The sequence below is a fragment of the Sutcliffiella sp. NC1 genome (assembly GCF_027594365.1).
Classification (GTDB): Bacteria; Bacillota; Bacilli; order Bacillales; family Bacillaceae_I; genus Sutcliffiella; species Sutcliffiella cohnii.
In genome coordinates this window covers 4,687,625-4,702,646 of sequence record NZ_CP115153.1, presented here as the reverse complement: position 1 = coordinate 4,702,646, position 15,022 = coordinate 4,687,625, and the positions used below count along the sequence as shown (strand labels likewise).

The window sequence follows — 15,022 nt, the reverse complement described above, 5'->3', positions numbered from 1 at the left end:
GTGGGTTATCGCCATGACAAGGTTACAAAAGGTGGTGAGAACCTTTGGCATCATTACGCGACATAAAAACGAGAATTAACTCAACAAAGAAGACGAGTCAAATTACGAAAGCAATGCAAATGGTATCTGCTTCGAAATTAAATCGTGCAGAAACAAACGCAAAAGCTTTCAACCCATATATGGACAAAATTCAAGAGGTAGTTGCAAGTATCGCACTTGGAAGTACAGATGTAACGCATCCAATGTTACAAACACGTCCTGTAAAACGTACTGGCTACATCGTCATGACTTCTGATCGTGGATTAGCAGGTGCTTATAACAGTAATATTTTACGTACTGTATACCAAACAATCCAAAAGCGACACAAGTCTCAAGATGAGTACGCAGTAATTGCCATCGGTCGAGTTGGCCGCGATTTCTTCAAAACACGTAATATCCCTGTATATTCCGAAATCACGGGATTAGGGGACCACGTATCGTTTGCGGAGATTAAAGATATCGCGAGTCAAGCAGTTGGTATGTTTGCAGATGAGACTTTTGATGAGTTATACATCTATTACAACCACTTCGTAAGTGCAATTTCACAAGAAGTAACAGAGAAAAAACTACTTCCACTATCGGACTTAGCTCAAGACTCTAAACTTACTTCTTATGAATTTGAACCATCTCAAGACGCTATTTTAGAAGTTTTACTTCCGCAATACGCAGAAAGTTTAATTTACGGTGCTTTACTTGACGCAAAAGCTAGTGAACACGCAGCACGTATGACGGCAATGCAAAGTGCGACAGATAACGCGAAAGAGCTTATCCGTGACCTTACACTTGTTTACAACCGTGCACGTCAAGCAGCGATTACACAAGAAATTACCGAGATTACAGCTGGTGCGGCTGCATTAGAATAGAATAAAAAAGATTCGGACATAAAAAGTTGAACGGTAAAAGTAAGATAGGAGGGAAAACGATGAAAGGACGCGTTACTCAAATCATGGGTCCAGTAGTAGACGTAAAGTTCGAAAGTGGACATCTTCCTGAAATTTACAACGCTCTAAAAATTAATCATAAAGCACGTAGCGCTAATGAAGTTGATATCGAATTAACTTTAGAAGTTGCCCTTCACTTAGGGGACGATTCAGTTCGTACAATCGCTATGGCTTCTACTGATGGTGTCGTTCGTGGCATGGAAGTAGAAGATACAGGTTCTCCTATTTCTGTACCAGTAGGAGACGTAACATTAGGTCGTGTATTCAACGTATTAGGGGAAAACATCGACTTAGATACACCAGTTGCAGCAGGCGCTCGTCGTGATCCAATTCATAGAACAGCACCTACATTTGAGCAACTTTCTACAGACGTAGAAATCCTTGAAACTGGTATTAAAGTAGTAGACTTACTTGCTCCATATATTAAAGGTGGAAAAATCGGTCTATTCGGTGGTGCCGGTGTAGGTAAAACAGTATTAATCCAGGAGCTTATCAACAACATCGCTCAAGAACACGGTGGTATTTCCGTATTCGCAGGTGTTGGAGAACGTACTCGTGAAGGTAATGACCTTTACCACGAAATGAGCGACTCTGGCGTTATCGGCAAAACAGCGATGGTATTCGGTCAGATGAACGAACCACCTGGAGCGCGTATGCGTGTTGCCTTAACTGGTCTTACAATGGCGGAATATTTCCGTGATGAGCAAGGTCAGGACGTTCTATTCTTTATCGATAACATCTTCCGTTTCACACAAGCAGGTTCAGAGGTTTCTGCCCTACTAGGCCGTATGCCATCTGCCGTTGGTTACCAACCAACACTTGCTACTGAAATGGGTCAATTACAGGAGCGTATCACGTCTACAGCTGTCGGTTCTGTTACATCGATCCAAGCGATCTACGTACCAGCCGATGACTATACGGATCCAGCTCCAGCAACAACGTTCGCTCACTTAGATGCGACAACAAACTTAGAGCGTAAATTATCTGAGATGGGTATTTACCCTGCGGTAGACCCACTTGCTTCAACTTCTCGTGCATTATCACCTGAAGTAGTAGGAGATGATCATTACGCAGTAGCTCGTGAAGTACAGTCTACTTTACAACGTTACAGAGAATTACAAGATATCATTGCAATCCTAGGTATGGACGAGTTAACAGATGATGACAAATTAACTGTTCACCGTGCTCGTCGTATCCAATTCTTCTTATCTCAAAACTTCCACGTTGCTGAGCAGTTTACTGGACAAAAAGGTTCTTACGTACCTGTTCAAGAAACGGTTAAAGGTTTCCGTGAAATTCTTGACGGTAAATACGACCACCTTCCAGAAGATGCATTCCGCTTAGTTGGACGCATTGAAGAAGTAGTGGAAAAAGCGAAGTCAATGGGTGTAGAAGTTTAATTAAACGGACCTAGGAGGGAATGAAATGAAGACGTTAACTGTCAGTGTAGTAACTCCCGATGGCCCGGTTTATGAATCTGATGCAGAAATGGTCGTATCAAAAACTCTTGAAGGTGAGCTCGGGGTTTTACCAGGACATATTCCAATGGTAGCTCCTTTACAAATCGGAGCTGTTCGCGTGAAAAATGCGAATACTACGGATCTTGTTGCTGTTAGTGGTGGATTCCTTGAAGTACGACCTGACAAGGTAACAATCCTAGCACAAGCGGCAGAGACTTCAAAGGACATTGATGTTACCCGTGCGGAAGAAGCTAGAAAGCGTGCGGAAAGTCGTATGCAATCTAAACAAGATGACATCGACTTCCGTCGTGCAGAACTAGCACTTAAACGCGCAATCAACCGTCTAAACGTTGCTAAACGCAGCTAATTATATAACTATTGATACCTAACCTCGTTGGTCTGCTTATAGAAGCAGATTGGCGGGGTTTTTTATTGTTCGGAGTAGAAAAAAATGCGGACATTTATGTTAATGTGGCTTTATGTAAACAATCAAAGTGTTTATGTGTGTCAGGTGGAGGTTTATGTGCAATATCAAAGTGTTTATGTGCATTATGTGGAGATTTATGTTCAATATCCACCGAAATATGTGCAACATCCATTCATTTCTGTTCTCGGGAAAAGTTTATGTGCACTATCAAAGTGTTTATGTGCATTATGTGGAGATTTATGTTCAATAAACCCAAAAATATGTGCAACATCCATTCATTTCTGTTATCGGGAAAAGTTTATGTGCAATATCAAAGTGTTTATGTGCATTATGTGGAGATTTATGTTCAATAACCCCAAAAATATGTGCAACATCCATTCATTTCTGTTCACTGTAAAAGTTTATGTGCACTATCAAAGTGTTTCTGTGCATTACATGGAGATTTATGTTCAATATCCACCGAAATATGTGCAACATCCATTCGTTTCTGTTCTCGTAGAAAGTTTATGTGCAATAACAAAGTGTTTCTGTGCATTACATGGAGATTTATGTTCAATATCCGCAAGAATATGTGCAACATCGATTCATTTCTGTGTTCTGAGCACATTTATGTGGGTTATCAAAGTGTTTCTGTGTATTACGCGGGAAATTATGAGCATTAACCCCAAAAATATGTGCATCATCTATTCCTAAGCCGAATTCCGGTTCTCACATGTCTTTCATTCAGATCCGGCTCCACCCCATCAAACTGTTATCACTATACAATCTATTCACCCTAAAAAATTTCTCCATGTCTATTATCTTTATCACATCTCCAACTCTAGTTAACTCTATCTTATATGCTGTTCCCATTACCCAAAATTGCGGTACCACTAGTGTTCAGCAATTTCCACTATTTTCACCTCATAAATGTGAAATAACAAACATACGATTTCTATGTGGCACTTGTACATCTTATGTCGACACAGATATTGGTATTTGGTATAATTGTTATCGGTTACATTATTTAATATTCAGATGAATTTGAAAAAATGAAAAGCTTTGGAGGGGGCGGCATGAGTCTACTTAACTTATATCAAAATAACTATTTGATTGTGATCGTGTTCTTGCTATTAGGCGTGTTACTTCCTATCGTTGCTTTAACGGCAGGTAGGTTTTTAAGACCACATGCTCCAAACGCAGCAAAGCAAACAACGTATGAAAGTGGTATCGACCCGTTTCACGATTCTCGTGTTCAGTTTAATGTTCGATATTACATTTTCGCATTACTGTTTGTCATCTTTGATGTAGAAACCGTATTTTTATATCCATGGGCTGTTGCTTATGAGAAGCTAGGAGTCTTTGCATTAATTGAAATGCTTATCTTCGTTGTTATGCTTCTTATCGGACTTATCTATGCATGGAAGAAGAAGGTGTTAAAATGGACCTAAATTTAGAGAATATTTCACCAGAGGAAATGGAAGAGTTAAAGCAAACTGTATTTCTTACCACGTTAGAAGAGCTAAAAGCATGGGCGCGAAGTAATTCAATTTGGCCAATGACGTTTGGTTTAGCTTGTTGTGCAATTGAAATGATGGGAGTTGGATCGTCTCACTACGACTTAGATCGTTTTGGGTCGTTTTTCCGTACATCTCCTCGTCAGTCAGATTGCATGATTGTATCAGGTACCGTTACGAAAAAAATGGCGCCTGTTTTAAAACGTTTATATGATCAAATGCCTGAGCCGAAATGGGTCATAGCGATGGGGTCCTGTGCGACTGCTGGCGGTCCATATATTAAATCCTATTCCGTAGTAAAAGGAGTGGACCAAATAGTACCGGTTGACGTATATATTCCAGGTTGTCCTCCAAATCCTGCGGCTCTTATTTATGGAATTAATAAACTGAGAGAAAAGATTCGCTATGAAGCAAAGACTGGGAAGAAGGTGATCTAGTCCATGAGCGATGAGAAAAGTTTAGAAGAATTAAAGAAGGAAGCAGCTGCGAAGGCGAAAGCGGCAGCTCTAGCTAAAATGAAAGCTAAACAAGATGAAGCAGAAGCAAAGGATGAATCCCCTTCTGAAGAAGAAAGCGACCTTGACTTAGCGAAGAAAAAAGCAGCAGCGGTAGCAAAAGCGAAGGCGGCTGCACTAGCGAAGCAAATGGCGAAAGAAGCTGAAACTCAAGAAGAAGCACCATCCGCAGAAGAAGAAAGCGATCTTGATTTAGCGAAGAAAAAAGCAGCGGCGGCAGCAAAAGCGAAGGCAGCGGCATTAGCGAAACAAAAGGCGAAAGAAGCGACTGAGGCAGAAGCAGGCAGTAGTAATTCGGATGATGACAAGGAAAAAGCAATTGCATTAGCAAAAGCAAAAGCGGCGGCAGCGGCAAAAGCAAAGGCAGCAGCGTTAGCGAAGAAAAAACGTGAAGGCGATGCAGAGGAAAGCGAAGACGCATCGGATGACAAGGAAAAAGCAATTGCATTAGCAAAAGCAAAAGCAGCAGCGGCGGCAAAGGCAAAGGCGGCCGCACTAGCGAAGCAAAAACGTGACGGTGGAGCAACTGATGGAGACCCATCAGATGAAAAAGCAAAAGCGGCTGCAGCAGCAAAAGCAAAAGCAGCAGCGGCGGCGAAAGCAAAGGCGGCCGCACTAGCGAAGCAACAGCGTGACGGCGGAGCAACTAGTGGAGACGCATCAGATGAAAAGGCAAAAGCAATCGCAGCAGCAAAGGCAAAAGCAGCGGCGGCGGCAAAAGCAAAAGCAGCTGCAGCAGCGAAGGTAGGCGGCAAAGCGGCAACAGAAGCGGAACCGGAAAAGCCATCGCCTAACCAAAAATATTTAGATAAATATTTAAAAGTAATTCAAGAGCATTTAGGAGAAGATGTGCTTGAAGACTCCTATATTAATAGACTATCGAAAGACGTGCCAACATTAATAGTGAAGCGAGAAAGCTATTTTAAGCTAGCAGAGTTCTTAAGATACAATGAACAGCTCGGTTTTGAATATTTGTCTGAGTTACATGGAACTGATTTTGAGACACATATGGAAATATATATACACTTATATTCCTATAAAAATAGTCAATCCGTTGCTGTAAAGGTGAAAGTAGACCGGGACAATCCAGAGATTCCATCTCTCCAACCAGTTTGGGCGGGAGCAGATTGGCCAGAGCGTGAAGCGTATGACTTATTAGGAATTATTTTTACAGGTCATCCGAACTTAACGCGAATTATGATGCCGGATGATTGGGTTGGATATCCATTACGTAAAGATTATGAGCCGTTTGATGTGGAGGTGTAGCAAATGATTCGTACAGAGGAAATGCTATTAAACGTTGGACCTCAGCATCCAAGTACACACGGAGTTTTTCGTCTTGTTGTAAAAATTGACGGGGAAATCATTACAGAAGCTACACCTGTCATAGGGTACCTTCATCGTGGTACAGAAAAATTAGCTGAAAACTTGCAGTATACACAAATTATTCCGTATACAGACCGAATGGATTATCTCTCTGCGATGACAAACAACTATGTAATCTGTCATGCAGTAGAAACAATGATGAATATTGAAATTCCGGAAAGAGCGGAATATTTACGAGTACTTGCAATGGAATTAGGACGCGTCGCGAGCCACCTTGTATGGTACGGTACATACTTGTTAGATATCGGGGCTGTATCTCCTTTTCTTTACGCGTTTCGTGAAAGAGAAATGATCATTAATCTATTAAATGAGCTTTCTGGAGCACGCCTAACGTTTAACTACATGCGTGTAGGAGGCGTAAAATGGGATGCGCCTGAAGGCTGGATTGAAAAGGTAGAAGAATTTGTTCCATATATGCGCGAACAACTGAAAGGCTACCACGAACTAGTAACGGGTAACGAAATTTTCTTAAGCCGTGTAAAAGGAGTTGGACGTTACACGAAAGAGGACGCTCTTCAATACTCACTAAGTGGGGCAAACTTACGCTGTACTGGTGTGAAGTGGGATCTTCGCAAAAATGAGCCATATTCGATTTATGATCGTTTCGACTTTGATGTTCCAGTTCAAAATGGTGGAGACGCATGGGCTAGATATCAAGTACGCATGGCTGAAATAGAAGAATCATTAAAAATTATCGAGCAAGCGGTCGCTCAGTTCCCTAGTGAAGGTCCAATTATGGCAAAAGTACCGAAAATAATTAAAGCACCTAAAGGAGAGGCGTACGTTAGAATTGAATCGCCTCGTGGTGAAATTGGTTGCTACATTAACAGTGATGGTAAAAAAGAGCCATATCGATTAAAGTTTCGTAGACCATCTTTCTACAACCTTCAAATTCTCCCAAAACTTTTAAAAGGAGAAAATATGGCAAACTTAATCACGATACTAGGTGCAATTGATATCGTACTTGGGGAGGTGGATGGCTAATGATGCAAGAGCTACTCCATTCTACTCCTAGTTTAACGAATTTTTTTATCTTTTTCGGATTAGCGGTAGCGCTATTATTAGCTGTATTAGGATTCGTAACGTACGGAATTTTAGCAGAGCGTAAAGTAATGGGATTTATGCAAGCACGGATGGGGCCAAACCAAGTAGGTGGGAAATGGGGGTTACTACAAACGGTAGCCGACGTTTTAAAGCTTCTTTTAAAAGAAGATACGATACCAAAATTAGCGGATCGTCCACTTTACATTTTAGCACCAGTTATCGCTTTTACACCTGCATTCATGGTGTTAGCAGTTATTCCTTTTACAGATAAATTTCAATTTGCGGATATTGGAGTTGGCTTATTGTACTACATTGCCATCTCTGGTATTACAACAGTCGGTGTAGTCGCAGCAGGTTGGGCATCCAACAACAAATACTCCTTACTTGGAGGAATGCGCGCGGCGGCCCAAATGATTTCATACGAAGTACCGCTTGTTATGTCGGTAATCGGAATTATCCTTTTAACAGGAAGTTTAAACTTAAACGATATCGTCCTAATGCAAGGGGAGACAGCTTGGTTCATTATTCTTCAACCGGTAGGGTTTTTAATATTCCTTATTGCATCAGTGGCAGAATTAAACCGTACACCATTTGACTTACCAGAGGCAGAATCAGAACTAGTTGCTGGTTATCACGTTGAGTATTCAGGGTTCCGTTGGGCATTCTTCATGCTTGCAGAGTACGTTTATTTATTCGCGATGGCTGCGCTAACAACTGTATTATTTTTCGGTGGATGGTTACCACCATTCGAATTCTTAGGATTCATTCCGGCAGGCGTATGGTTTGCACTGAAGTTCAGTTTTGTCGTCTTCCTACTAATCTGGTTCCGTGTAACGTTCCCTCGTTTGAGAGCGGATCATTTAATGGAGTTCGGTTGGAAAGTACTATTACCAGTAGCATTAGCAAATATTTTCGTCACAGCAATTATTAAAGAAATTTTCTTTAAGTAAATAAGCCCGTTTTATCGGGAAAAAAATGTAGGGGTGAAGCGAAATGCGCGGTCTTGCAAAAGGTTTGAAGTATACCCTTAAAAACTTAACTATGAAAAAAGTAACGTATAATTACCCGGAAGAACCGCTTCCACTACCTGATCGTTTTCGAGGTATTCAAAAGTTTTACCCGGAAAAATGTATCGTTTGTAATCAGTGTGCCAACATTTGTCCAACTGATTGCATTCAGCTAACGGGTAAGAAACATCCAGACCCAAACAAAAAAGGAAAAATCATCGATACGTACGATATTAACTTTGAAATTTGTATTTTATGCGACTTATGTACAGAAGTTTGTCCGACAGAGGCGATTGTCATGACAAATAACTTCGAGCTTGCAGAATATAGTAGAGATCGTTTATTTAAAGATTTAGAATGGCTAGATGAAAATGATACAAACGTCCGAAGGGAGAATAAAGCATGAGCGGAGAATTTCTCATATTCTTATGTTTAGCACTTGTTGCAATCGCTGGCGCCGTGCTGATGCTCAATCTTACGAAAGTAGTACACATGGTTGTTTCCTTAGTGTTTACATTCATAAGTATTGCAGGTATTTACGTTCTTCTTTCGGCAGAGTTTGTAGCAGCTGCACAAATCCTTATATATTCAGGTGCGGTCACAATTATTATTTTATTCGGAATCATGTTAACGCGTCACAACGACCATAGTGAAACTTCAAGTGTAGGCCGAAAACTACTTGTCTTTGTCGGTATCCTTGGTTTCGCAGCTGTTACGTATTTCGGTATTTATAATTTAGAGCTAGGAGAACAAGCAACGGAGTTACACGTAAACAATACGGAGCAAATTGGACTAGCGATTTATGCACATTACGTTATTCCGTTTGAATTAACGTCTGTTTTACTATTAGTAGCTTTAATTGGGGCTATTGTATTAGCAAAACGGGATGATGATGAAGAGGAGGCGAAAGATAAATGAGCAGTGTACCTTTATCAGCCTACCTCGTGCTAGCACTTATTTTGTTTTGTATCGGCCTATACGGTGCATTTACAAAACGAAATGTCGTCATTGTACTCATTTCAATCGAGCTAATGCTAAATGCAGTGAACATCAACTTAGTCGCATTTAGTAAATTTGGGATGAACCCATCGATTACAGGGCAAGTTTTCTCCCTGTTTGTCATAACGGTCGCAGCGGCAGAAGTTGCAGTAGGAATAGCAATACTCATTGCACTTTATCGCAACCGTCGTACCGTCAATGTCGATGAAATGAATTCATTGAAGCATTAAAAACAGTGGAAGAACTTGTTTGAGAAAGCATGAGGTAACATAGCCTCGTGAATAGAGAAGGGGATTTGATACGATGATGGAGAATGCTTGGCTTATCCCGCTTTTTCCGCTGATCTCCTTTATCCTATTAATACTAGTAGGTAAAAAACTGAAAGAATCGAGTGCGTATATCGGTATTGCGCTCACACTCGTATCATTCGTTCTATCTACATTAGTATTATGGGATCGGCTATCAGCACCAACATATTATCAATCATTTACTTGGTTAACGATTGGAGATGTACAGCTTACAGCGGGATTTGAAGTAAATCAATTAAATGCATTAATGCTTTTCGTAGTGTCATTAGTCAGCTTACTCGTACATATTTACTCTAAAGGCTATATGCACGGGGAAGGCCGTTTTCCAGTGTACTATTCCTATTTAGGTCTTTTCACCTTTGCGATGCTGGCACTAGTTATATCACCGAACCTTTTACAACTTTATATTTTTTGGGAATTAGTTGGGGTCGGTTCATTTTTATTAATCGGATTTTATTTTTACCATGATGAAGCGAAAGCCGCTGCGAAAAAAGCGTTTATTATGACGCGTATCGGGGATGTAGGATTATTCATCGGGATCATTCTATTATTCTGGCAAGTTGGCAGCTTCGAATATCGTGATATATTTGCTAGTTTAGAAGCGGGTGCTATTTCCTACGAAATGATAACGCTCATTGCGATTCTTATTTTCGTTGGGGCAATTGGGAAATCTGGTCAGTTTCCGTTACATACTTGGCTACCAGATGCGATGGAAGGTCCAACACCAGTTTCTGCTTTAATCCATGCAGCGACAATGGTAGCAGCAGGGGTTTACTTAGTAGCAACACTATTCCCGCTATTTAATGCAAGTGAAGCTGCAATGATGACAGTAGCAATTGTTGGGGCATTTACAGCCATTTTTGCAGCATCGATCGGTCTTGTACAAAAAGACATTAAACGAGTATTAGCCTATTCAACTGTCAGTCAGCTTGGATTTATGATGCTTGCTCTAGGTGCTGCTGGATATGTTGCAGGTGTTTTCCATTTAACGACACATGCGTTCTTCAAAGCACTTTTATTCCTTGCAGCCGGAAGTGTCATCCACGCTGCTCAATCACAAAATGTAGAAGAACTCGGCGGATTATGGAGCAAAATGCGCTTAACTGGGATACTCTTTTTAATCGGTACGTTAGCGATTAGTGGATTCCCGCTATTCTCAGGTTTCTTTAGTAAAGAGGAAATTTTAATAGCAGCATGGGTAAACGGTAATCCGTTCTTATTCATCATTGCACTAATTGCTGCATTTTTTACAGCTTTTTATATGTTCCGCTTATTCTTCATGGTGTTTACAGGAAAGAGTCGTGGAGATCAACGTCATGTTCACGAATCACCATCTGTCATGACGATCCCGATGATTGTTCTTGCTGTTTTAGCAGTAGGAGCAGGGTTTATTAATACACCGTGGTTCGGTCATCATTTAGGCGATTGGCTTACAGAAGGAACGGTTCTCTATGGACCAGCACATATTTCAGGTCCAGCTTGGATCATGATTGTGGCAACGTTAGTATCGTTCGCAGGAATTGCGTTAGCTTACTTTATGTACAATAAAGGGTCCATTCCGCGTGACTATTTCAGCGAAGGAGCTCCTGCAGCGTATAGCATGTTATACAACAAATATTGGATAGATGAGCTTTACAAAGGGACGTTTGTATACGGGTCAAAAGTGATCGGTCTATTCTTTAAATATATCGATGAATTCCTCGTACAAGGAACGATGAAAGGAATTGCTTCTTTCACGCAAACGCTCGGTAAAATAGGTTCGAAAATGCAAAACGGTCAAACACAAACGTACGGTGCTGTCGCGTTTGTCGGTTTAGCAGTATTATTAGTCATCTTTGCGTTAGTAGGGGGGTATATCGGATGAGTAACTACTTCTTATCTCTATTAATATTTGCCCCACTAATCGGTATGGTAGTGCTTTTCTTCTTACCAAAAACGAATGAAAAGCTAATTAAAACGGTTGGAGTTTTAGCGACGCTACCATCCTTACTATTAGCGTTTATCGCGTACTTCCAGTTTAGAGGCGGTACAGAGCTTACACAATTTGCAGAAAATCGTAGCTGGTTTCAAATTGGAAGCCCACGATTTATATCGGAATTTTATGGGCCAGATGTATTTTTAGGAATACCGTATGAATTAGGATTAAACGGCTTTTCACTCGTGATGATCCTATTAACAGCAGTTCTTTCAACTCTAGCAGCTATCGCTTCCATTCATATTAAAAAAGAATGGAAAGGCTACTTTCTACTATTCTTACTTTTACAAGTTGGGATGCTTGGAGTATTTGCTGCTGAAAACTTACTATTATTCTTCATTTTCTTTGAAATTACGTTAATACCGATGTTCTTCCTTATCGGAAAATGGGGTTATTTTGAAAAGGAAAATGCCGCTTATCGATTTTTAGTTTATAACGGACTCGGTTCAGCTATTTTATTAATCGTATTTATCGTCCTTTATACAAAAACAGGTACGATGAATATCGCGGAAATTACACAAATTGTGACAAGTAATAGCGGGATCGTTCCTTTAACAGATTCCTTTAAAATGGGACTATTAATTGCTTTACTCGTTGCATTCGGTATTAAGTTACCAATCGTCCCGCTACATAGCTGGATGTTAAAAGTACACGTACAAGCACCACCGTCGATCGTTATGCTTCATGCAGGTGTATTATTGAAAATTGGAGCATACGGGTTAATTCGTTTCGGATTAAATATTTTTCCAGAACAATTTGCTAGTCTCTCTGTTATTTTAGCGATACTCGGGGTTGTTAACTTACTGTACGGTGCGTTTTTAGCGCTCATTCAAACGGAGTTTAAAATGGTTCTTGCTTATTCAAGTATTTCGCATATGGGAATCGTACTAATTGGATTATCGGCATTAAACGAAGCTGGAATTCAAGGAGCAATATTCCAAGTCGTTTCTCACGGATTTATTGCAGCGCTTCTCTTCTTCCTCATTGGAGTAATGTATGAGCGTGTAGGTACAACGAATATCGAAAAACTTGGTGGTTTAGCGAAAGTAATGCCAATTACGGCTGGATTTTTCCTAGTTGGAGCACTTGCTTCCCTTGGGTTGCCAGGGATGAGTGGATTCGTTAGTGAATTTATGGCATTTTTAGGATTATTCCAAAAAGAGCCGATTATCGCCGCAGTTGGTGCGTTAGGGATTATTTTAACGGCTGCTTACCTTTTACGAGCAGTACTTCGAATCACATTCGGTAAGCCAATCGACTATAGCGAAAAAGTAGTCGATATGCGCGGAGCTGAATATGTTCCAGTGCTTGTATTAGTGTTCTTTATTGTATTAATAGGTGTGTATCCAAATATTTTAGTTTATCCGTTACAAGCAACAATAGAAGCCATTATGTTAGGGTTAGGAGGGTGAATAGGAGATGGATATAGAAACTTTACTCAGCTTTGATTGGGGCGCTATGATGCCAGAATTCATCATCCTTGGTGTTGCAACCCTTCTTTCACTACTCGATTTATTTCTGAAAAAAGAGTTTGATCGCCGCTATCTTGGCTGGATTGGATTTGCAGGAATTCTCGTAGCAATTGGCTTTTTAGTCGGTACATTTGAAAGCGTGGGAGCTGGCCAACCAAAAGTAACATCGATTCTGCATGAAACGTTTCGTTTAGATAGCTTTGCACAAAGCTTTAAGCTTCTGCTCCTCATCGGTTCTGCACTTGTGATGTTAATGGCCATTAGTTATGAACCGAAAGAAGGAATAAAAACTTACAGGGGAGAGTTTTATTACTTATTTTTAACGGCCCTCCTCGGTACGATGTTCATGGCATCAAGTGGAGACTTAATTACATTATTTATCGGACTAGAGCTATTATCATTATCGTCCTATATATTAGCTGGCATCCGTAAATACCATGGACCTTCGAATGAATCAGCGATGAAATATGTGATAAACGGAGCCATCGCAACTGCGATTACGTTATTTGGGATGAGTTACGTATTCGGTTTAACAGGAACAACAAACCTGTTAGAAATGCAACAAATTTTAATGCAAGCATATGCAACAGAATTACAGCATATGTTGCTAATCGGTTTTATTATGATGTTTGTAGGACTTTCCTTTAAGCTCGCAACAGTGCCGTTTCATATGTGGGCACCAGACGTGTATGAAGGTGCACCAACTCCAGTCGCCGCGTTTTTAGGAGTTGTTTCCAAAGCAGCAGGATTTGTTATTGTATTACGTATTTTCGTTACGCTATTTATCATGACACCTGCTGAAGGTGGAGAAACATCGATGTTTTTATCGCTTCAAGAATTTTTAGCAATTATTGCAGTAGCATCGATGGTTATCGGTAACGTTGTTGCTCTACGTCAACGAAACGTAAAGCGTATGCTTGCGTACTCGAGCATTGGGCACGCAGGTTACATCCTCGTTGCGGTTACAACGTTAAACTTCTTATACATGTTTGATGCGATTTGGTTCTACTTATTAGCCTACTTATTTATGAGCATCGGAGCATTCGCAGTCGTTCAAATCGTCACAACGAAGTACGGGACGGAAGATGTTAGTGTTTTTGCGGGACTTTATCGCCGTTCACCAGCATTAGCAGTAATTATGTCGATCTTTTTACTATCACTCGCTGGAATTCCAGGAACAGCTGGTTTTATCGCGAAAGTAAATATTTTCATCTCGGCTATTTCGGAACCGTCGAATGCTTACGTATTAGCATCGGTTTTAATTGCAACAACGGTCGTATCGTATGTCTACTATTTCGGTATTATGACGCAAATGTTCTTCCGTCCAACAGCAGACGAGGAAAAAGTAAACATACCAGTTCCAATGTGGATTGTATTAGTAATAGGAGTGATTGGAACGGTTATTTTAGGTATTATGCCTAATATCGCTCTAGACTTTTTCCACAACTATTTCAATATTTTATATGATTTCTTTCTACCTGGTCAGTAATTTGTCACTATTTTTGGGGGAAAATAGGATTTTTACTGAACTATGGATTGTGCAATAAATGGGGTATATGGTTTAATAGAAGAAGGAGTGTCGAAGCTCCTTCTTTTTTTGATGGAACAATGTCGAAAAATTTTGATTGATGACTGTCACTTGTCGGAAAGTGTCGAGGAGGGTGAATGATGGAAGCAGATATTGGTGCTCAAGCATTAATTAGTATTTTGTCGCATATCGTATTTATTGCCGTCACTTGGTGGGCGTTACAAAGTGTACAATATGAAAAATGGATGAAGCCAAACAAAGTACTACAAATCCGTCTTTTACTCATACTCGTAACAATCGCAATTGGTTCTACTGTCAGCAATTTCTTCTTAGATTACTTATTCTTATCACAAAGAATACACTTTTTATTTTAAATTTCACTGTACATAAAAAAGATACTAGCTTGATCGTCTTTTATAGTATGG

Annotated in this window: 15 protein-coding genes; all 15 read left to right on the top strand. The window is 40.3% G+C overall.

Annotated elements, in window-relative coordinates; all coding sequences use genetic code 11:
• The first annotated feature begins 44 nt into the window (after positions 1 to 44).
• The 15 genes from O1A01_RS24220 (at position 45) to O1A01_RS24150 (ending at position 14,971) form a co-directional block, all read left to right on the top strand.
• Entirely contained in the window at positions 45 to 902 is an 858-nt protein-coding gene (locus tag O1A01_RS24220; protein ID WP_066418348.1) for a F0F1 ATP synthase subunit gamma, read from the top strand.
• Positions 903 to 961: 59 nt separating this feature from the next.
• Positions 962 to 2,380, top strand: a complete 1,419-nt coding sequence (gene atpD / locus O1A01_RS24215; RefSeq protein WP_066418351.1) for a F0F1 ATP synthase subunit beta — start codon at positions 962 to 964, stop codon at positions 2,378 to 2,380.
• Between the two features lie 25 nt (positions 2,381 to 2,405).
• Positions 2,406 to 2,807, top strand: a complete 402-nt coding sequence (locus O1A01_RS24210) for a F0F1 ATP synthase subunit epsilon (RefSeq protein WP_066418353.1) — start codon at positions 2,406 to 2,408, stop codon at positions 2,805 to 2,807.
• Positions 2,808 to 3,922: 1,115 nt separating this feature from the next.
• A complete protein-coding gene (locus tag O1A01_RS24205; RefSeq protein ID WP_066420492.1) occupies positions 3,923 to 4,297 on the top strand; it encodes an NADH-quinone oxidoreductase subunit A in 375 nt (124 codons plus the stop codon).
• The gene (locus O1A01_RS24200; protein ID WP_066420496.1) at positions 4,288 to 4,800 is read left to right on the top strand and encodes a NuoB/complex I 20 kDa subunit family protein; all 513 of its coding nucleotides are present in this window, start codon (positions 4,288 to 4,290) and stop codon (positions 4,798 to 4,800) included. Before O1A01_RS24205 ends, O1A01_RS24200 begins: the two co-directional genes overlap by 10 nt.
• A gap of 3 nt (positions 4,801 to 4,803) precedes the next feature.
• Positions 4,804 to 6,144 carry an NADH-quinone oxidoreductase subunit C gene (locus O1A01_RS24195; protein WP_270065243.1) on the top strand — a complete coding sequence of 447 codons (1,341 nt, stop codon included), beginning with the start codon at positions 4,804 to 4,806 and terminating at the stop codon, positions 6,142 to 6,144.
• 3 nt (positions 6,145 to 6,147) lie between these two features.
• Positions 6,148 to 7,248, top strand: coding sequence for an NADH-quinone oxidoreductase subunit D (locus O1A01_RS24190; protein WP_270065242.1), 1,101 nt, complete (start codon positions 6,148 to 6,150; stop codon positions 7,246 to 7,248).
• A complete protein-coding gene (nuoH, locus tag O1A01_RS24185; protein ID WP_066420501.1) occupies positions 7,248 to 8,258 on the top strand; it encodes an NADH-quinone oxidoreductase subunit NuoH in 1,011 nt (336 codons plus the stop codon). Before O1A01_RS24190 ends, nuoH begins: the two co-directional genes overlap by 1 nt.
• A gap of 43 nt (positions 8,259 to 8,301) precedes the next feature.
• Positions 8,302 to 8,721: an NADH-quinone oxidoreductase subunit NuoI gene (nuoI, locus tag O1A01_RS24180; RefSeq protein WP_066420504.1), complete on the top strand. Its 420-nt coding sequence runs from the start codon at positions 8,302 to 8,304 to the stop codon at positions 8,719 to 8,721.
• The gene (locus O1A01_RS24175; RefSeq protein WP_270065241.1) at positions 8,718 to 9,233 is read left to right on the top strand and encodes an NADH-quinone oxidoreductase subunit J; all 516 of its coding nucleotides are present in this window, start codon (positions 8,718 to 8,720) and stop codon (positions 9,231 to 9,233) included. Before nuoI ends, O1A01_RS24175 begins: the two co-directional genes overlap by 4 nt.
• Positions 9,230 to 9,544, top strand: a complete 315-nt coding sequence (gene nuoK / locus O1A01_RS24170; RefSeq protein WP_066420506.1) for an NADH-quinone oxidoreductase subunit NuoK — start codon at positions 9,230 to 9,232, stop codon at positions 9,542 to 9,544. The genes O1A01_RS24175 and nuoK overlap by 4 nt, the downstream gene beginning before the upstream one ends.
• Before the next feature lie 73 nt (positions 9,545 to 9,617).
• Positions 9,618 to 11,486: an NADH-quinone oxidoreductase subunit L gene (gene nuoL / locus O1A01_RS24165; protein ID WP_270065240.1), complete on the top strand. Its 1,869-nt coding sequence runs from the start codon at positions 9,618 to 9,620 to the stop codon at positions 11,484 to 11,486.
• The gene (locus tag O1A01_RS24160; RefSeq protein ID WP_066420509.1) at positions 11,483 to 13,009 is read left to right on the top strand and encodes a complex I subunit 4 family protein; all 1,527 of its coding nucleotides are present in this window, start codon (positions 11,483 to 11,485) and stop codon (positions 13,007 to 13,009) included. Before nuoL ends, O1A01_RS24160 begins: the two co-directional genes overlap by 4 nt.
• Positions 13,010 to 13,016: 7 nt before the next feature.
• The gene (nuoN, locus tag O1A01_RS24155) at positions 13,017 to 14,558 is read left to right on the top strand and encodes an NADH-quinone oxidoreductase subunit NuoN (RefSeq protein ID WP_066420510.1); all 1,542 of its coding nucleotides are present in this window, start codon (positions 13,017 to 13,019) and stop codon (positions 14,556 to 14,558) included.
• 179 nt (positions 14,559 to 14,737) lie between these two features.
• Complete coding sequence (locus tag O1A01_RS24150; RefSeq protein WP_066420511.1) at positions 14,738 to 14,971, top strand: DUF1146 family protein; 234 nt, start codon at positions 14,738 to 14,740, stop codon at positions 14,969 to 14,971.
• Positions 14,972 to 15,022: the final 51 nt, after the last annotated feature.